15 protein-coding genes and 2 pseudogenes are annotated in these 19,776 nt (G+C 29.4%); 2 read left to right on the top strand and 15 right to left on the bottom strand.

Annotation, left to right across the window (positions count from 1 at the left end; genetic code table 11):
• Positions 1 to 113 precede the first annotated feature (113 nt).
• The 15 genes and pseudogenes from BQ5450_RS06495 to BQ5450_RS06430 all read right to left on the bottom strand — a co-directional run bounded on the left by BQ5450_RS06495 (position 114) and on the right by BQ5450_RS06430 (position 17,742).
• Positions 114 to 1,634 carry an ABC transporter permease/substrate-binding protein gene (locus BQ5450_RS06495; protein WP_010248452.1) on the bottom strand — a complete coding sequence of 507 codons (1,521 nt, stop codon included), beginning with the start codon at positions 1,632 to 1,634 and terminating at the stop codon, positions 114 to 116.
• Positions 1,631 to 2,365 (bottom strand): ABC transporter ATP-binding protein, encoded by a 735-nt coding sequence (locus BQ5450_RS06490; RefSeq protein ID WP_010248454.1) that lies wholly within the window; start codon positions 2,363 to 2,365, stop codon positions 1,631 to 1,633. The genes BQ5450_RS06495 and BQ5450_RS06490 overlap by 4 nt, the downstream gene beginning before the upstream one ends.
• A gap of 367 nt (positions 2,366 to 2,732) precedes the next feature.
• Positions 2,733 to 3,230 carry a GNAT family N-acetyltransferase gene (locus tag BQ5450_RS06485; RefSeq protein ID WP_071126344.1) on the bottom strand — a complete coding sequence of 166 codons (498 nt, stop codon included), beginning with the start codon at positions 3,228 to 3,230 and terminating at the stop codon, positions 2,733 to 2,735.
• A 144-nt stretch (positions 3,231 to 3,374) separates the two neighbouring features.
• Positions 3,375 to 4,733: a radical SAM/SPASM domain-containing protein gene (locus tag BQ5450_RS06480; protein ID WP_071126343.1), complete on the bottom strand. Its 1,359-nt coding sequence runs from the start codon at positions 4,731 to 4,733 to the stop codon at positions 3,375 to 3,377.
• Between the two features lie 581 nt (positions 4,734 to 5,314).
• On the bottom strand, positions 5,315 to 6,613 hold the full coding sequence (locus tag BQ5450_RS06475) for an ATP-binding protein (protein WP_071126342.1): 1,299 nt from the start codon (positions 6,611 to 6,613) through the stop codon (positions 5,315 to 5,317).
• A gap of 638 nt (positions 6,614 to 7,251) precedes the next feature.
• Entirely contained in the window at positions 7,252 to 7,590 is a 339-nt protein-coding gene (locus BQ5450_RS06470; protein ID WP_071126341.1) for an SdpI family protein, read from the bottom strand.
• A gap of 85 nt (positions 7,591 to 7,675) precedes the next feature.
• Positions 7,676 to 9,430, bottom strand: a pseudogene (locus BQ5450_RS06465) (recombinase family protein).
• 55 nt (positions 9,431 to 9,485) lie between these two features.
• Complete coding sequence (locus BQ5450_RS09155; protein ID WP_199820658.1) at positions 9,486 to 9,623, bottom strand: hypothetical protein; 138 nt, start codon at positions 9,621 to 9,623, stop codon at positions 9,486 to 9,488.
• A 307-nt stretch (positions 9,624 to 9,930) separates the two neighbouring features.
• Positions 9,931 to 11,667: an ABC transporter ATP-binding protein gene (locus BQ5450_RS06460; protein ID WP_071126340.1), complete on the bottom strand. Its 1,737-nt coding sequence runs from the start codon at positions 11,665 to 11,667 to the stop codon at positions 9,931 to 9,933.
• Positions 11,660 to 13,381, bottom strand: coding sequence for an ABC transporter ATP-binding protein (locus BQ5450_RS06455; protein ID WP_071126339.1), 1,722 nt, complete (start codon positions 13,379 to 13,381; stop codon positions 11,660 to 11,662). Before BQ5450_RS06455 ends, BQ5450_RS06460 begins: the two co-directional genes overlap by 8 nt.
• An 11-nt stretch (positions 13,382 to 13,392) precedes the next feature.
• A complete protein-coding gene (locus BQ5450_RS06450) occupies positions 13,393 to 14,844 on the bottom strand; it encodes an ABC transporter ATP-binding protein (protein WP_071126338.1) in 1,452 nt (483 codons plus the stop codon).
• Position 14,845: 1 nt separating this feature from the next.
• Positions 14,846 to 15,514 carry an energy-coupling factor transporter transmembrane component T gene (locus BQ5450_RS06445; RefSeq protein WP_234347017.1) on the bottom strand — a complete coding sequence of 223 codons (669 nt, stop codon included), beginning with the start codon at positions 15,512 to 15,514 and terminating at the stop codon, positions 14,846 to 14,848.
• Positions 15,514 to 16,104 (bottom strand): MptD family putative ECF transporter S component, encoded by a 591-nt coding sequence (locus BQ5450_RS06440; RefSeq protein ID WP_002834820.1) that lies wholly within the window; start codon positions 16,102 to 16,104, stop codon positions 15,514 to 15,516. The genes BQ5450_RS06445 and BQ5450_RS06440 overlap by 1 nt, the downstream gene beginning before the upstream one ends.
• A 66-nt stretch (positions 16,105 to 16,170) precedes the next feature.
• Positions 16,171 to 17,148, bottom strand: a complete 978-nt coding sequence (locus BQ5450_RS06435) for a helix-turn-helix domain-containing protein (RefSeq protein WP_071126336.1) — start codon at positions 17,146 to 17,148, stop codon at positions 16,171 to 16,173.
• A 9-nt stretch (positions 17,149 to 17,157) separates the two neighbouring features.
• Complete coding sequence (locus BQ5450_RS06430) at positions 17,158 to 17,742, bottom strand: TetR/AcrR family transcriptional regulator (protein ID WP_071126335.1); 585 nt, start codon at positions 17,740 to 17,742, stop codon at positions 17,158 to 17,160.
• Positions 17,743 to 18,090: 348 nt separating this feature from the next.
• Between BQ5450_RS06430 and BQ5450_RS06425 the strand changes: the two genes are divergently transcribed.
• Both BQ5450_RS06425 and BQ5450_RS09320 read left to right on the top strand, forming a co-directional pair.
• A complete protein-coding gene (locus BQ5450_RS06425; protein ID WP_071126334.1) occupies positions 18,091 to 18,447 on the top strand; it encodes a plasmid mobilization protein in 357 nt (118 codons plus the stop codon).
• A 43-nt stretch (positions 18,448 to 18,490) separates the two neighbouring features.
• Positions 18,491 to 19,767, top strand: a pseudogene (locus BQ5450_RS09320) (relaxase/mobilization nuclease domain-containing protein).
• The last annotated feature ends 9 nt before the right edge of the window (positions 19,768 to 19,776 follow it).

Here is a 19,776-nt window from a genome sequence, read left to right as displayed (position 1 = left end):
CAAAATAATTTATCTATATTATTTTATCACATTCTATCTTAATTCTATTATATCCAATTTAACTTTGAGTAATTATTTTTAAATTATAAAAATCCCAATAACTTTTACTCTTATTATTTTTTCTCTATCAAATTTTCTTTTATTAAATAATCTCTTGCAACTTCACTTGCAGGTTTTCCTTCTACATCAACCTGATAATTCATTTCCGTCATTTCACGAGATGTTATCTTACCATCAAGTTCTCCCAAAGCCTTTTCAAGTTCAGGATATTTTTCTAAAGTTTCTTCTCTTAAAAGAGGTGCTGCTTGATAAGGTGGAAATAATTTTTTGTCATCTTCCAAAACTCTTAAATTATTTGTAATAATCTGACTATCTGTCGAATAGACATCTGTTAAGTCAATAGATTTATTGGAAATTGCAGTGTATCTAAGTGCTGGCTCCATTGTCTTCACTTCAAAATTCAAATCATATAATGATTTTAACCCTTTATTTCCATCTTCCCTGTCATTAAATTCCAAAGTAAAACCTGCCACCATAGAATTTTCTAATCTCTTAAGATCAGAAACTTTCGTAAGATTATTTTTCTCTGCATAATCTTCTCTTACTGCAATCGCATAGGTATCCTGGAATTTACTTGGTTTTAAATAGACTAATTTATCTTGCTTGTATATTTTATCTCTTGCAATTTCATAAACTTCTTTTGGATCATTTGGGATTTTAAAAGTGTCCTCCTCAATTAAAGAGCTTGTGACAGTTCCTGTAAATTCAGGATAAATATCAATACTTTTTGACTTCAAAGCTTCGTACAAAAAACTTGTCTTTCCAAAATTTGGTTTCACTTCTACTTTTATATCTGTCTTATCTTCTATAAGTTCTTTATACATATTTATAATTATTTCTGGCTCAGCTCCTAATTTCCCAGCAACAACTAGTGACTTATTGCTTTTCATTGTAGAGGGAATAAAACTTATTCCTAATAAAACTAGAACCACTACAAATGAAATTAAAATTGTCTTTGGCTTTTTATTTTGCAAATTTTTAATTATTAAACTAAATAACACTGCCAAAATTGCTGATGATATTGCACCAATTAATATTAAAGCTGAATTATTTCTGTCAATGCCTAATAATATAAAAGAACCTAATCCTCCTGCACCAACTAGAGCTGCAAGAGTTGCAGTCCCTATAATCATAATACTTGATGTCCTCACGCCAGACATTATTATTGGCATTGCAAGAGATAACTTGTATTTTTTTAATTTTTCCCACTTAGTCATACCAAAGGCTGTTGCCGCTTCTTCTAATGATGGATCAATTTCAGCAAATCCTGTTACAGTTCCCTGATAAATAGGAAAAATTGCATAAATTACAAGAGCAGTAATTGCAGGCACCTTTCCTATTCCCATAAAAGGAATAAAAAGCCCCAAAAGCGCAAGCGAAGGTATTGTTTGAAAAATCCCCGTCACTTGTAAAATCCCTTCATTTACCTTTTTGTGATTTGATAAAAGAATTGCCAAAGGCACAGCTATAACTATTGCTATAATAAGCGACAATAAAGATATTTGCAAATGCTCAAAAAGACTAACTAACCAATCTGATTTTCTCTCATTAAAAGTTTCTATTAAAGTATTCATATGACGCCACTTTCGTTGTTAAAAAACTCACTTACAAATTTATTTTCAGGATTATCCATAATTTCCTTTGGTTCATCTATTTGAATAATCTTTCCTTCTCTCATAACACAAATTCTGTCAGCAAGCTTTAACGCTTCATTCATATCATGAGTTACAAAAACAGTTGTAATCTTATAATCATCATGAAGTTTTTTTATTAAATCTTGAAGTTGTGCCTTGCTTATTGGGTCGAGAGCAGAAAAAGGTTCGTCCATTAGAAGAATCTCTGGATCTGCTGCTATGGCTCTTAAAATTCCTATTCTTTGTCTTTCTCCTCCAGATAAATCTTTGGGAAGTCTATTTATATACTTTTTAGGATCCAATCCAACTTGTTCAAGCAATCTTTTTGTCTTTTTATTTATAGCTTTCTTATCCATCTTCTTCATCTCTGGAATAATGGCAATATTTTCGGCTACAGTTAGATTCGGAAAAAGAGCAATTTCTTGCAAAACATACCCAATCCTTAACCTTAATTCTCTTAAAGGATAATCTTTTATTTTTTTATCTTTAAATATTATATCTCCCTCAGTTTGTTCAATAAGTCTGTTAATAAGTTTTAATGTTGTCGTCTTTCCACTGCCACTTGGCCCAACTATCACAAAAAACTCTCCATCTTTAATATCAAAGTTGAGATTATCGAGAACTTTCCCACTATCTGGATAAGACATGGAAACATTTTTGTATGTTATCATTCTATTTTCCTCCCAAAATAAAATATCAACTAAACTATTAAATAAATCCCCACATATTTAATTTAAAGTTTACCCCACTCTATTATTAAAACTTATTAAAAATTTATATCATAAATTTCTTTTAAGATAAGTAACACTATTTTATTTAATAAAATCTCTGCATCCTTCTTTGTCGCTCCTTAAGTATTTTACTTTACAAAATCACCCCTTCTTTCATTAACTTTATTTTCCATTTTACACTCCCAATTTAAAATTAATATTCTTTTTTACAAACTATAATAAAAAATCTTTTGAACGAAGCCTTCGCTAATGTTTTTCCAATTAAACTAAAAGTATTTGACATACAGACTAAAAATCTTGTCAAAACTTATAAACTTAAAACCATAAAATCAGCATCATAATATTCATCCCTTATCTTTAAATGCTTTGGAATGGTAAATAATTTTTTAAACCCAAACTTTTCATAAAATTTTATAGCCCTAATATTGTCACTACGAACTTTTAAACTAATAATTTCAATTTCTCTACTTCTTGCAAACTCTATTAATTCATTTAGAAGTAAACTTCCTACGCCTCTTCCCCAATTATCTTTTATAACAGATAGACCAATTTCTGATCTATGGCTTGTTCTTCTAGGAAGTCTATTTAAATTTCCAATTCCAATGATTTTATCATCTTCAAGTGCACAAATAAAAATATTATTTGAATTTTCATCCATCTCTTCAATAAACTTCTTTTCCTCTTCTATAGATAAACCTATACCCTCTGAACCATACGTTAAGTTATCCGTTTCACTTCCTACCCTTTTACAATAACTTATAAGTTCATTAGCATCACTATGTTTAACTTTTCTAACTATAACCATAAAATATTTACCTCTCTTTCATTTACAAATAATTTCCAAGCTATAAAACTTTTACATCAGTTCTAATTTATATTTTTAATATTTTCTTATAAAAAAGATGCTCCTAAAAAGCAGAAGCATCCTATAATTTATTTTGTTAAATTTTTATTTATTTCTATTCTTTCTAGTCCATGGACTATTTTCCCACAAGTCTTCTGAAACAGGTTTCCATTCTACGGCATAGTCTTTACATTTATCACATAGTTCATCTACTTCTTCTTTTTCTAAAATGTCAGTAGACTTTGCCTTGGATTCTTTAACCATATTTCTAAGCATTTCTGGATTTTCAAGCATTGGACAAGGCCTAAGCATATTTTCATTAAAAGGTTGTCCATCATGATATGCCATAAATAGCGGTGACTGCAAACTTTCTATCAAAGATTTTTCTCTTATATTAGAATCTGAATAGTGAATAAATACACAAGGTTCTACATCACCATTTGCATTTATATGAAGATAATTTCTACCTCCTGCTATACAACCACCAATATATTCAGCGTCATTTTGAAAATCTAAGAAAAACATCGGCTTTCTTGATCTCATTTCTCTTAGATGTTCATAAACATAAGCTCTTTGTTCTGGCTTTGGAAGAAGTTCTTTGCCTGTTCCCTTTCCAACTGGCATAAAGTGGAAGTACCATGCAAATAACGCTCCTCTTTCTATCATTTCGTCTACAAACTCTTCGCTTATTATTGAGTCATAATTTGCAGATGTATAACAACAAGATATTCCAAAAGGTAGACCTTTTGCTTTAAGTCTATCCATAGCTTCAATAACCTTATTGTAGACACCATCTCCTCTTCTTGAATCTGTAGTAAATTCAGGGCCTTCAACGGAGATAGCCGGAATAATATTTTTAAGTCTTAACATTTCATCTGCAAACTCATCATCTATTAAAGTAGAATTAGTAAATATTAAAAATTCACAGTCACTATGTTTTTCACAAATTTTTAGCACATCTTTTTTGCGAACTAAAGGTTCTCCGCCTGTAAATATATAAAAATATATTCCAAGTTCCTTACCTTGTTTAATAATGTCATCAATCTCATCATAAGATAAATTTAAACTATTTCCATATTCAGCTGCCCAACATCCCTTACACTTTAAATTGCAAGCAGTAGTTGGATCTAACAAAATTGCCCATGGAACATTACATCCATATTTTTCTCTGCTTTCTTTTTTTAAATCTTCACTAAATAATCCTGCATTCAATAAAAAATTTACAACAAATTTATCAAAAACCTCTGGATCCAATCTGTCCAACATATTAATTGTATATTTATGATAGACATCGTCTTTATCTTTTACAATTCTTTCAATAAAGTCCATTTGACTTTTAAAAGCATCCGGAGAAATCTTTCTGCTTAAATTTAAAGCTTTTTCCAAATTCACCTCTGGATCCTTATGTATATATTTTAATGTTTGCTCCATACCATAAGTTTTTAATCTTTCACTTAAATTCATAATCCACCCCTAAAATTCTAACCTCTAAACATCATTCAAATCTTTTTCAACTTAAAATAAATTTTTTAATATATAAATTATTTTTTTAGAATTAGCATCATATAAAACACTTCTTAAATACCAACCCTCTTGCTATATACTCCAAACTCACATCTGAAATATACAAAGTGAAAAATTCCAAGAATTATGAAGAATTTTTCTTTACATTTATTAAAGCCTACAAGGCAAAATTAATAACTGTCCTATGTTCACATTATAGACTAGGACTAATTAGCTGTCAATTATAATTCCCTAAAAATGCCCTAATCAAGTTATAAAAATATAAGTATTAAAGAATAAAATTTCAAAAACTTCGAACAATTTTATAAAATATTTTTACCCAATTAAAAATGAATTTCTCTAATAAATAATACATTAATCAAATATTAAATATTTTCACAATTAAACAAATTCTATTTTATATCTAAATAATAAAGTAATTACTTCCGCATGGATTGAGTTGTTATTATGGATAAAATTAAAAGTTTTTCAAAAGCTTCATATGTGGGAATATATCCTTAACGAATAAGTTAAGTTATTCATCATAAGTCCAAACTTTCCTTGTTTAACAAAAAATCAAATAGATTAATAGTGAGTATTCCATTTTCATCTAAAAAGGGGGTTATTCTATCTTTTACGATAATAATTTTCTTAAATGAGTCGTCAATATTTAACAGGGACGCTTTTTCTTGATTTATTTTTTCGATTGATTGAAGACTATAGGCGGATTGAATATAATATCTTTTATTTCCAAGATTGGCTATGAAGTCAACTTCCAGCTGTTTCTTTATATCTTTATTATTAACATTTTCCCTTTTCATGACCATTCCTACATCAACCATATAGCCACGATATCTTAATTCGTTATAAATGATATTTTCCATTAGGTGGGTTGGTTCTATCTGTCTAAAGTTTAATCTTGCATTTCTCAACCCTACATCTTCAAAGTATATTTTATAAGGCGTGCCTATATATTTTCTCCCTTTAACATCGTATCGATAGACTCTTTTTAAAATAAAAGAATCTTCAAAATAGCCTATAAACTTATCAATTGTATTTGCAGAAATTTTAGATTTTTTTATGGATTGAAAAGTTGAAGCTATTTTACTTGGATTCGTAAGACTTGAAATGCCTGATGCCAAAATATTGAGTAGGTCTTCTAGTTCAGAAGTTAAACGTATGTCATACCTATGAACAATATCGCGCAAATATACATTTTCGAGTTGCCCCTTTAGATAATTCATCTTATCTTCATCCGTTTTCATTAAAGCCCCAGCTGGTAAACCGCCGTAAACTTGATATTCCGCAAAAGCATCTTCTTTGTCGCCATCATAAGTTTGAAGAAATTCAGAAAATACAAGCGGCATAACATGAATTTCATCACCCCTACCTGCAAATTCAGTAATGACATCTTTAGATAAGAATTTAGAATTACTCCCAGTAACATAAACATCAAAATTATCTTGACGCAAAAATCCATTTAAGACTTGCTCAAAAGATTTAAGCAATTGAACTTCATCTAAGAGGATATAAAATTTTTCCTTGTCATTCGTTTGGCTCATAATATAGTCTAAAAATTTTTTAGGATCTACTAATCTTTCACCACTTAGTAGATCTAAATCCATTAAATCTTCGCCAATTTTTAATAAATCCCTAGCCGAATCAAAGGCAAATTTTATAATATACTTATTATCTACTCCATTTTCATGCAAATGATTATAAAATAGATTATTCAGCAAATAAGATTTTCCGCTCCTTCTAATTCCTGTAATAATCTTAATAAATCCATTATCTTTTTTTCGTATTAATTTATCTAGATAGTAATCACGTTTTATTTCCATAAACCTACACCTTTTTCTATTTAGAATTATTTCCGTTTTGGAACTTAATCTAAGTACATCATAAATGATAAACCCATGTAATTCAACTCTATTTAGAAATAATTCCATATAGGACCTATTTCGAAGTTAATTTTACATCGTTTGAATTAGTTTTTAATATCCTTAAAGTGTTTGTTAATTTTTCATTCAAGTACTTGACCATTTTTTCTTATATAATACTTATGGAACAAGCCCTTACCATAACATGGTGGAGCTATTTTTACAACTAAAAGACCCAACTTACATCACTTTAAGAGGCATGTCGGATTCTGTGGGATTTATTGTGTATTTAGTTTTTATTTTTGTCAATTTTCTATTTCAACTTCAACTGAAGATTTAAATATTACTTTAATCATTTCATCATAAACTATAATCTTTTATATTAGTTAATTTGTAATTGAAGCCACCGCTTACCTTCGCTATTACATTAGCATTAATAATTGTATTTACATTTGCGTTCATACAACATTCGCATTAGCAGCTAAAATTATAAGAATTAATACTACAACCCTAGACTCAATGTCGTCACCTTGTATTACCAGTTTATTTTTTCATTTTCAATATACACAACTTTATCTTTTTTTAATTCTTAATAGATTCTAACTATTTTCTTTTTTCGCCAAAGCATTATTAACTTTATATCCAATGATGAAGTAGAATAGCATTTGCAATACAACTATGATTGTCATAGTTGTATTAGTTAGACTATTACTAAATATTATTATAATATTTAGTAATATAAAAAATATAGTATATATGCGCAAAAGTTTAGCTGCATACTTATGGGCATAATTCCAGTTTTCTTTTGATTTCATACTTAATGCTGTTCTAAATCCACTATACTTACTTATATTTCCATTTGCTTTATACTTATAAAAGAAAGACAAAAACAATCCTGCTATAGGTAATAAACTAATTACAATTTTTTCAAAATTCATACAAAACCCTCTAAAAATCCTAAAAGCTACTACTTTCAACACTATTATAACCTATAATCTTATTTTTGACATCAATACCACGCTCTCAACATGCATTGTCTTTTGCTTGGGAACATAATTTTTTATCCTCGTCATTCTTGTAGGAGCACAATTTATTAATGTCATTGTCTTTGGCATTTTTTCTATTATCTTTAAAGTTATTAGAATCTTGACTATCTTTAACCCCTGTTTTGAAATAGAATGTTAAGTCATAAGGATGGACTGTTCCGTCTTTGTCAATTCTACCCACTACGACTTTATCAACTATGCTTTCAAATACTGTTCTGTTAAATTCCTCTATGATTTCTCTATTCTCTAACACCTTTTTAAATTGCTTTAATCTTTCTTTAATAGAGTTTTCATCTTTTATTGTTAGCTCTAGGGTTTTCTTTTCATCAAGTAATTCTTCTTTTTGTTTTGTAAGTTTTTTATACTTTTTAGAATAAACTTCTTCGTCTATACTATCTTCTAAATGAAGATCAACTAACTTTCTTTCTTGACTAATGATTCTGTTTAATTGGTTTTCTAACTTTTTCAAATCTTTGACCAAAGTCTCATCATTTATTTCTTCTTCTACAATTTTTAAAAAGTCATCTATTACTGTTGAATCTACATGGCATAATTGCCTATAGCTTTCAACAAATGCTTTTTCTATTGCTGCTTCTTGTATTCCTTTTGAATGAGGGCAATATTTTTTACCTTTTTTAGTTGACTTTACACATTGCCAGTTAATTTTTTTATAAATTGAACTAGTGTGCCATGTTCTTCTTGAAAGTATTTCTCCACAAAATCCACATTCAAGCATACTTGAAAAAGCATATTGCCTTGATAGTTTCTGTCATCTTATTTCCTAATTAGCAATGGTGTTTCTATTTTGTGCTCTCCTGAGTCTAATCTCTTGTGCCTTTTCAAAATCTTCTCTTGGTATAATTGGCTCGTGATGATTTTCAATGTGGTATTTATCAGATTCACCAAAGTTTGCTAGTCTTCTTTTTGTTATGGGATCAACTGTGAAGGTCTTTCCCATTAGTATATCTCCAATATACTTTTCATTTTTAATTATTCCTAACACTGTAGTATCAGACCATTTTGTTTTACCTCTCGGGGTGAGATATCCTTGCTCTTCTAGTTCCCTGCCAATGACTGAGCCACCATTGCCCTCTAAATATCTTTTAAAGATGTATCTGACAATTTTGGCTTCTTCTTCATTTAAAGAGATACTTTTTGTTGTAGGGTCATAATCATATCCAAGACAACCTTGAAAACCAATAAGTTCCCCTTTTTCCATTTTCATTTTCAGTCCTTTTTTTACATGGGCTGAGGTATTTTCTACTTCTTGTTGAGCTACTGAACTTAATATTGTTAATAGTAACTCTCCATCCATTGTCAAAGTATCTATATTTTCTTCTTCAAATACTACACCAACATTGTTTTCCTTTAATAGTCTTACATACTTTAAAGTATCTAATGTATTTCTAGCAAATCTTGATATAGATTTAGTAATTATCATGTCTATATCTCCATTTTGGCAATCACTTATTAGTCTCATGAAATCTGCTCTTTTAGTAGCAGTTGTTCCTGTTGTCGCTTCATCTGCATATATACCAGCCAAAGTCCAGTTCTTATTATTTTTTATTAGATTTGTGTAATAATCAACTTGCGATTTATATGATTCAAGTTGGTCTTTGCTATCTGTACTTACTCTACAATACGCTGCAACACGTTTTAAATCTAAATGTAGTGCATTTCTATTTCTTGCTCCAGTATTTGAAGCTTTTATTAATTTTACTTTAGTATTCATTTTACCTCCTTCCCATTTTGTATCTTTCTACAGTGTTATTATATCACAAGATTAACTACTTTATATCCATCTTTTTATAATCATTTTCTAACCTATTCTTAATTTTTGTATATTCCTTATCATTAATTAATTTAAGCTCATAAAGTCTACGTAACATAGCAACTCTCATACTATAAATCTTTATTGCTTGCATTTTTACCTCCTATGTAAGTTAATTTTTTACCTTGATAAGTTGTTTAAATTTAAAATATACTAATCTCACCTAAGAAATTTATAAATATTCGCAACTCAAAGTATTTTGATTTTTATAGAAAGATGACAAAATACCCCTCACTTTATATAGTGAAATTTGCCCTCTTTGGTAACCAGAATTTTTATTTTTTTATAGTATTTTTGAGTTTTAATGATTAATTTGAACATAAAAAATGAGGACTTATGCTATTAGACATAAATCCTCTAATCTAAATTTTCCTGTTCAAAGACTTTAATATTTCTTCCTATCAATTATTTAATTTCCATGATTCCGCCTTAGCTTTTGCATTGATAAGGTCAGAATAAAGTCCATTATTTTTAATCAGTTCTTCGTGATTTCCACGTTCTACTATTTCTCCATCTTTTAAGACTAAGATTTGATCTGCATTTCTTATGGTTTTTAGTCTGTGGGCAATCATAATTACTGTTTTGTTTTTTGTTAGTGATTCTATCGCTTCTTTTAATTTATCTTCATTTTCTGGATCTATACTTGCTGTGGCTTCATCAAAGATAATTATATCTGCGTCTTTTAGCATGGCTCTGGCTATGGAGATTCTTTGTTTTTCTCCACCAGATAGGCTTGCTCCACCTTCCCCAATAATAGTGTCATATCCTTCTGGTAAAGCTTCTATAAATTCATGACACCTTGCCTTCTTTGCAGCTTCTACAACTTCTTCATGGCTTGCATTTTGTTTTCCAAATTTTATATTGTTTTCAATTGTATCTTCAAACAGATAGACGTCTTGAAATACCATGGAAATTGAATTCATAAGATTTTCTATCTTATAATCCTTAATATTTTTTCCACCTATTAAAATTTCACCAGAATTTACATCCCAAAATCTTGCAATAAGATTACAAAATGTTGTCTTACCAGATCCAGATGGTCCAACAATAGCAGTCATAGTATTTTCTTTTATCTCTGCTGATACATTTTTTAAAATTGGTCTATCATCATAGGAAAATGATACATTTTTAAAGACTATGTTGTGATTTTTTATAGGCTCTGTAATACTTCCTTCTCTCATATCAGGCATAGAGTCGATAAAACCTACAGAATCTATGGCATTTTCGCAAGCTCTTAGGATTGCCATGTTTGATCCTGCCCCGATTAAGCCTTCAAAGATAATAAAGGATGCCATAATCATAAGAATTGTTTCAGCAAGTGGAAGTTCACCAGATAAATTTAATTTTAATGATACATAGACCATAGCTACAGTTGTTATTCCCATTACAATTCTTTGGATAACTGTGTAAGGTGCTACAGATATTTCTAAATCTAAAAGTATATTTGATGTATCTTTTATAGACTTTCTTAAAGCTCTGTTATTTTCTCCACCAAGATTATAGGATTTTATAACCTGCATTCCTTGTAAAGTTGCTAATACTTCTTTTGTAAGTCTTGTTTGTGTTTCTGTCATTTTGTCTGCATTAGCTGATGATTTTTTCTCCATCATTGATGTAACTATAAAGAATACTATTACACCCACTACTGCAACAAGTCCTACCTTTACATTAAAAATTAAAGTTCCAAGGACAAAGACTAAAGTATTTAAAACTCCACCAAGTACAAGAACCAAAAGCATAGGCACCCACATTTCTGCTTGGGAAAGTGAAGATGTAGCAATAGTAGTTAATCTTCCTAGTGAAAAGCTTGAAAAGAAACCCATAGGAACTCTTTTTATCTTTTCTCCTATTTCTATTCTCTTGTGAGCTGCCATAAAATATCCAGCGTGTGTTTGTGCCATTTGTGATGATTTTTGTGTCATTATCTTTCCAACAAGGGATATAACTAATATTCCAAGACAAACAAAGATAGCCTTATAGTCTAAAGTTTTAGAAAATATATTTACTAGCATATAGTAAATCGCACCAAACTCAAGGGCATTAAATACTGCGTGCAAAAATCCAGCGAGAATAGATTTCTTAATATATACCTGTTCTTCTTTTGAAAAATTCCATATCTTTTTAAACACATTAAGCATTTTCATCACCCCTTAAATTTGCAGCATACATTTCCTTATAAAGTTCTGATGACTTTAATAGTTCTTCATGAGTACCATAAGAATTTAATTTGCCATCTTTAATAACAAATATCCTATCTGCATCAACAATTGTCTTTAACCTATGAGCGATTATGATTAAAGTTTTACCCTTAACTAGATTTGCCAAGGCGTTTTGTATGAGAGCTTCATTTTCAGGATCTATATAAGAAGTTGCTTCATCTAAAATTACGATTGGTGCATTCTTTAGCATGGCACGAGCAATAGATATTCTTTGTCTTTCTCCTCCAGACAGATAACCTCCACCTTCACCAACTCTTGTATCATAACCATTAGATAGATTCATAATAAAATCATGGCAGGCAGATTTTTTACATACATCTATAATTTCTTCGTCAGAGGCATTCTTATTTCCAAGCCTAATATTTTCCTTTATAGTCATATCAAAGAGGAAATTGTCTTGGGATACAAAAGAAATAAGTGAAGACAAGTTTTCGAGCGACACATCTTTTGTTTCTACTCCGCCAATTTTAACAGATCCCTTATCTACATTCCAAAATCCAGCAATAAGTTTTGCTATTGTGGACTTGCCTGACCCAGAAGGACCAACGAATGCTGAAACAGACTTTTCTTTTATTTCCATTGAAAGATTATCAATGATTTTCTTTTCTCCATTGTAAGAAAAGTCTACATCTTGAAGTTCTATATTATAGGATTCTATTTTCTCTCCCTTGTCAATATTTTCTAACTCTCTTGAATCTAAAATCTTTCCTATTTCAGAAGTTATAGTCGATATTCTTGACATATCATCCATATAGTTCATGATTTTTAAAATACTAGAAACTGTAGCAAAGGATAAGACGATTAAGGTAATTAAATTTCCTAAATCAATACTTCCATTTATATAAAATAAAATCCCAAAAGGTATGATTGTAATAATTCCCATAGGAGAAAGTAATCTACCTATAGCAACCTTATTCATAGATTCACCCATCCAGTTATAATAAAAGCTTGCATTGTCGTAAACGCTATCCGCATATTTTTTATAAGATGATTCGCTTTGATTAAAGGTCTTTATTACTTCTATCCCATTTATATACTCAACAATGGAATTATTCATATGTTGACCAATGGCAACTGACTTCCCAAACATCTCCTTATAATGAGCATTCATTACAGACATCATGGTAGCCATTCCTATCACAAATGGAATTAGTGATAGCAAGGTCAATCGCCAATCTAATGTAAACATATAAATAAATAATAGAATCGGTCCTACTAAGTTTGCCGTAAATTCTGGCACTAAGTGGGCAAGTGAAGTTTCCATAGAATCAACTTGCTCAACTATAATATTTTTTAATTCTCCAGATGATCTTGATAATACATCTCCCAGAGGCATCTTAAAAAATTTCTTAGAAATATCATTTCTGATTTCTCCAAGTGAATTAAAGGTTGCTGTATGAGAAATACTTGTTGATATTCCAGCTGCCACTTCTTTAATAACAAATGTTATTAAAATACTTATACATAGTGGAGTATATAAACTCATATCATTTGCACCATTAATCAAATTTACAATGATTTTTGCCATGTATATATAAGAAAAAAGCCCAGCAACTACTCCCACTATGGCAAGTAGTACGGATGCAAAATATGATCCTTTTCTTTTTCTTACATATTGTTTTATTAAATTCATCAAATCCCCTCCTAAATATTAAATTTTTTTCCCATTAATATAGCTAATATTTTTTCTTTATCCTCCTTTGTAGAAAATTCCTCAAAAGAGTATCCGTCTAAATAAAGAATTTTATTGCAGGAATTACACAAAAATTCATAATCATGGGAAATTATAAGTATAATTTTTTCTTTTTCTTGTAATTTCTTCATTCTTTCTGAAATAATTTGCATATTATGTCCATCTAAACCACTTGTTGGCTCATCAAATAAATAAACATCTCTTTCTAAAAGTTCTGCTGAAGCGATAGTTAATCTTTGTTTTTGTCCGCCTGACATGATTTGTGGATGGATGTCTTTTATATTTTCTAAGTTAAAATCAGCTAATATTTTATCTGTATCTGCATCTTTATTATTTAGTTTTAACTCGTCTTCTGCTGAAACTTCAAAAAGATTACTCTCAGGATTATTTGACAGGTAGTATATTCTTTTTTGCCTATTTCTTTTGTTTAATTTTTCTCCATTTATAGATATAAAACCACTATCTTTTTTCATAAGTCCACTTAAAATTTTAAACAGAGTAGATTTGCCTATGCCATTATCCCCAATAATTCCATAAATATTTCCACTTTTAAATGAGTAGGTCAAATCTTTTATTAGGACATTCTTATTATAGGAAAAATAAATTTTTTCTAAGTTCATAGAATTTATCTCTTTTAACTTATTTATTTTAGGAGATATTTTATTTAAAGAAAAGAATCTTAATCCTAACTTATTGAAAAAATCTTCACTTTTTGATGCGAGTTCTTCCTCTGTAAAAACATTGTTTATTTTCCCATTTTCAAGATAATAATATTTATCCACTAGTCCTCTAAGGTAGTACAGCCTATGCTCTGAAATGATTATTGTCTTTTTCTTTTTCTTTAATGAAAGCATAAGTTTTCTTAAAGCTTCAACACTTTTCATATCTAGGTTAGCAGACGGTTCATCAAAAACATAAATAGGTGGATTAAGTGCATTTATAGAAGCAATTGCTATTTTTTGTCTTTCTCCACTTGAAAGATGAAATAAGTTTTTATCTTTTAAATTTTCTCCATTAATAGATTGTAAGGAATTATTGATTATTTCATCTATTTTTTCTCTTTCTATCCCATAATTTTCAAGCCCGAAGGCAATTTCATCTTCTACATTTTCTGCAAAAAATTGACTCTTGGGATTTTGAAAAATAGATCCTACTTTCCTTCCTATTTCATATAATTCTTTTTCTAGGGGATTTATTCCATCTATGGAAATTTCTCCCTTTAATTTTCCTCCATAGAATTTATAAGCAAGACCATTTATAAGTCTTGTAAGGGTAGTTTTCCCACAACCACTCGCCCCTATAAAGGCAACACATTCCCCATCATTAATTTCCAAATTAATATTTTTTAAGATGTTTGCTGAATCTTTACTGTAGGCAAAGCTTACATTTTTTAACTTGATCATCTTAATAACTCCTCTCCAGGAAAATCATGCTCATTGTTATAAAGATGGTGATTAAACAAACAATAACATCAAGATTTCTAAATTTTATTTCTCTTCTTGAGCTATGTTTTCCAGATGCAGAAATTCCTCTTACTTCCGATGCGGCGGCAAGTTCTTCAGCTATTTTTGAAGATGAAAACATCATAGGAACAAATAAATATTCCATCGTTAAAAATGGTTTTTTAATAGAAATTAATCCTCTTAATCTCAACGAGTCGATAATTTCTTTAAACTCACTTTTAACTACTGGGAAAAATCTCATCATGAAAATAAGTGGCAAAGCAACATTTCTATGAATTTTCATTTTTTTCATTATTGCCATTATCTCTCCTGGAGGTGTTTTTAAAATTGGTATTACTGATAGAACTATAACTAATGTTCTTATAACCATAAACAGAAACATATCTGGAATCAAAATGCCAAAACCTTCACCATTTGAGACAAATCTCAAAAAACTTAAAACGCCAATTGCAATAATTAGTTTTATAGTAGATTTGCTATATCCTTGCAGTGATACATAAATAACTAGAATGGCGGCTAATAAAAAAAGTACAGTATCTTTGGACAATGCTGAAACCAAAAATACTGTACTTAAAAATACTACTAATTTGGAACGTAAGTCCAAATGCATCATTTTATTATGCCTGTCTTTTTAAAATGTTTTTCTGTCATCTTATTTCCTAAATAGCAACCAATAATTGCCGCCACAATAGTACATGCTAAAGAAATAAGAATCCACTTAGGATTTGTATAATACTGAGTTTGTATTTGAACTTGTTCTGGAGATACGCCAGACTTAATGAAAGCATCTTTAAAAAACCATATTTCGCTCATGCCATGAGCCGCTCTAGTTAATGATGTAATTATCCAAGCAATAGTAATTCTTTTTATATTCCTATAGCTATCTGTACCAAGCATAGATAACTCTGCAATTATCCCGCCACCTACAAACCATGGAATCATAAAAGGACCCATAAAGACAGTTGCTAATATAGCTTGTATAATATTATAAATTAGTGCAACTCCCGGTTTGCCTACTTTCATAGCCATATAAACAAAAAATGGTCCTAAAATTAGTGCAGTAAACACAGCATTAAAAATCATATTGAAAAATAATGATGCCCCTGTAATCATTGAAAAAGCAATGAATACAACAATCATGATTGCAGAAAAAATTCCTATGGTTGCTAAATCTTTTATAGTTAATTTTTTACTTTCCATAATTCAACCTCCTTAGTTGATAGCTGTTATCATTCTATAATAGACTAAGCTTATTTTCTTGACTATTTAGACTAAATGTGCTGTTTTAGATATTTTTCTATATTCTGAAGGAGTGAGATTAAACTTATTTTTAAAAGTATTTGAAAATTTAGCATGATCTGTGAAACCTACCCTAATAGCAATTTCCGTAATTGAAATTGATGTATTATTCAAAAAATCAGCTGCTACCTCCAATCTTTTACTTGTTATAACTTCCTTAATTGTTTGCCCAAAAACACTCTTATAGCAAGATTTCATTGTGGTAGAATTTATCTTAAAGATTTCCGATAGTTTATCATAAGTTATATTTTTTTCGTAATTATTCTTTATAAATTCATCTATTTTCTTTACAATATCAACATTTGTCTTAATAAAATATTTCCTATCGCTTATCTTGTTACTGGTATCAAGGCTTGAAATATATAGGAAAAGTTCTTGAAATTTTACCCTTAGATATTCAATTAGAATTTCATCTGGAACTTTATAAACTTCATAAAAAATATGTTCAATATGCCGAGTAGCTCTTTGTACAAAAACTTTGTCCTTATTGCATAATTTTCTTAAAACAACTTTAAATTTAATCCCTAACATTTCTTCTAAAAAATATATTTCGCTATCAAATTCATTTGGATTAATATAAAAAGTCACACCATGATAATGAGATATAGGAAAAAAAGATTCCTCGGAGCTGTTACTACTTGCATTGATTGCAAAATCTCCCGATTCCATATAAGTAATAGTTCCATCGCTTAATACGCATTCAAATCTTCCTTCTCTACAATGATTAATCTCGTAGCTTTGATTTAAATTTTTTGATAATTTTTTCTTTATGACAGAAGTGTGTATATCATTATAAAAAACTGTTACCCCTTTGAAAATTTCGTACTTCGAAACTATATACTTCCCATTTTCCAAATTATGAAATTCGCAAATTCTCCCTTTAGAATTTTCTATTATTTTTTCTAAATTTCTTCCATAAAGGTGGCACATTAACTCCTTACCCATAAAAATCTCCTAATTAATGAGTTTTTCTCTCAAATAACCTTCTAACATCTTTTTGATTGTTTCTTTATTTTCAATAAAAATTTCTTTTTGATTTAAACTTTCATATCCTAAAATCAAAGTATTTACAAAGGTCACTAAAAACTCATCTTCAAAAACAGATGATAGCTTATCGTTTGGAGGAAATGTAGACGATAAAATTTCTGTGTTTATTTCTTTTAAATTTTTAAACATTTCACACAATCTTTTATCTTCATTTTGAAGTTTCAAAAAAATTGCATATATGCTTTTAAATTCATTTTCATCATAAATTCTCTCCATCATCATCTCAGTAATTGCGTCTAAACTCGTTAACTTAGATGTGTCGATAGTTTTGTTTTTTTCTCCTCTATATTTGATGCCTAATTTCATAAAATCATAAATCATTTCATAGGTTGAGCCATAATGATAGTAAACACCACCTTTACTTAAACTTACTTTTTCTATAACATCTTCCATAGTTGTATTTTGGAAACCCTTTTCTAAGAAACATTTTTTTGCCGCTTCCAGAATTTCTAACTTCCTTTTTTCTCCAACTTTCAATTTTTTATCATTCAAAACTTTATCTCCTGTCAATAAATAATTCCGACGCTATCGTCAGTTTTATTGTAACTCATTTGATAATTAATTTCAATACATGAATTATTTTAAAATTTAGTAATCTTATTTAAGATATTTGTTTGAACGCCCTTTATATTTCTTTATTAATTTCTTTAAATGCGGTATAATTAATAAAACCTAATAAACGCTTAACGCTTATAACTTTAATAGCAAGCACAGTAAGTGTACGGACACTTACGAAAAAATTAATGGAGCAGACCTTTACGGATTGCTCCATTTTTTTAATTTTTACCTTGTTAGGGAGAACCCTAAGACCCCGAAATATATTTTATAAAGGAGAATAAAATGGCAAATAGATTTAGAAATGAAATAATAGAAATAAAACTAACTAAAGAAGAAAAAGAAGTTTTTGAAAAGAAAATGAGACTTGCAAACTGCAAAACTATGTCCCACTTTCTTAGAAAATGTGTATTAGAAAAAGAGATATATGTAGTAGATTTAGAACCATTTAGAAATCTACAATGGTTACTTTCAAATGCAACAAATAATATAAACCAGATTGCAAAAGCTACTAATACAACTGGTGTTATTTACAAAAATGAAATTGAATCAATGAATAAACAGATAGAAAAATTATCAAAAGAAATAAGGCAGGTCCATTCCCTACTTCTTAATAAATCAAAAGAAAATTCTGGTGATTAATATGGCAATTACAAAAATACATCATATAAAATAAACTCTAAATTTGGCAATAGACTACATTACTAAGAGTGAAAAAATCTTGGCATCTTCATTCAAATGTCACCCATCTACTGCCCATATTCAATTTATGAAAACAAGAGAATAGGATAATACTAAAGGTACAGTTTTAGCTAGACATCTGATTCAATCTTTTCTACCAGGAGAGGTTGATCCTACAAAAGCTCACGAGATAGGAATGAAATTATGCAAGAAAATTTTAAAGGAAGATTATGAATTTGTTCTTGTAACCCATATAGATAGAGGGCATATCCACAACCATATTATTTTTAATAATGTTAATTACAAAACTGGTAAATGCTACCAGTCTAACAAAAAAACTTACCATAAAATCAGGTATCAAAGTGATGAATTATGTAAAGAAAATAAGCTTTCAGTCATTGATAAATACTATGAAGCTTACAAGAGAAAATATAAAACTGCTGGTAAATCTTGGTACGAAAATGACCAATTTAATACATGTACTTCTTGGAAAACAGACTTCAATTTGACATTTATCATTTGATAAAATAGTCTAAGGCTTGGGAAGAATTTCTAAAGAAAATGACTGAGCTTGGTTATGAAATAAAGTATGGAAAACATATAGCCTTTAAGCAAAAAGATAAGCAGAGATTTACAAGAATTAAGATGATTGGGGATGACTATACAGAGGAAAGACTAAAATAGCGTCTTACAGAAAATCAAACTATTAAAACCCCATCTATCAAAAAACGAATCGGAAATGTCATCAATATGAATACTGATACAAAGGTTAAATATATCGAGGACTATGAATACTGGGCAACAAAACACAACTTAAATACAATGGCTGATTCAGTTGTTTTCATCAGAGAACATGGCATTAACTCCGTTAAGCAGCTTGATGAATACAACAAGAAAAGTACTGAAGAAAGACAGAACTTACAAGATAAAACCAAAGAAATTGACAAGGAAATGCATGAGCTTTCTGCAACTATGGAGCAAGTTTATACTATCAAAAAGCATCGAGAATACTACAAGGAACATAAAGCAAATCCATCTGACAAGGCATTTTTTTGAGAAATATAAATCTCAAATCATTCTATACGAAACTGCCCTTTCAGAGCTTAAAAAAACCATTCTAAGCCGCCAAATTCAAAAGATATTTTGACTAAACTTTATAAATTGCAAGAAAAAAAGAATACCCTTATGCAAGAGTACTCTTCTACAAAATCTGCTATGAACGAGCTTTGTCAAATACGAAAGAACTACGGAATTTACATGGGCAGGGAGATGGAGAGATAGCCTTTTAAA

It is taken from the genome of Peptoniphilus lacydonensis (genome assembly GCF_900106515.1).
GTDB lineage: Bacteria > Bacillota > Clostridia > Tissierellales > Peptoniphilaceae > Peptoniphilus_A > Peptoniphilus_A lacydonensis.
The sequence above is the reverse complement of the archived record's forward strand: the minus strand, read 5'-3'. Positions and strand labels throughout refer to the sequence as shown.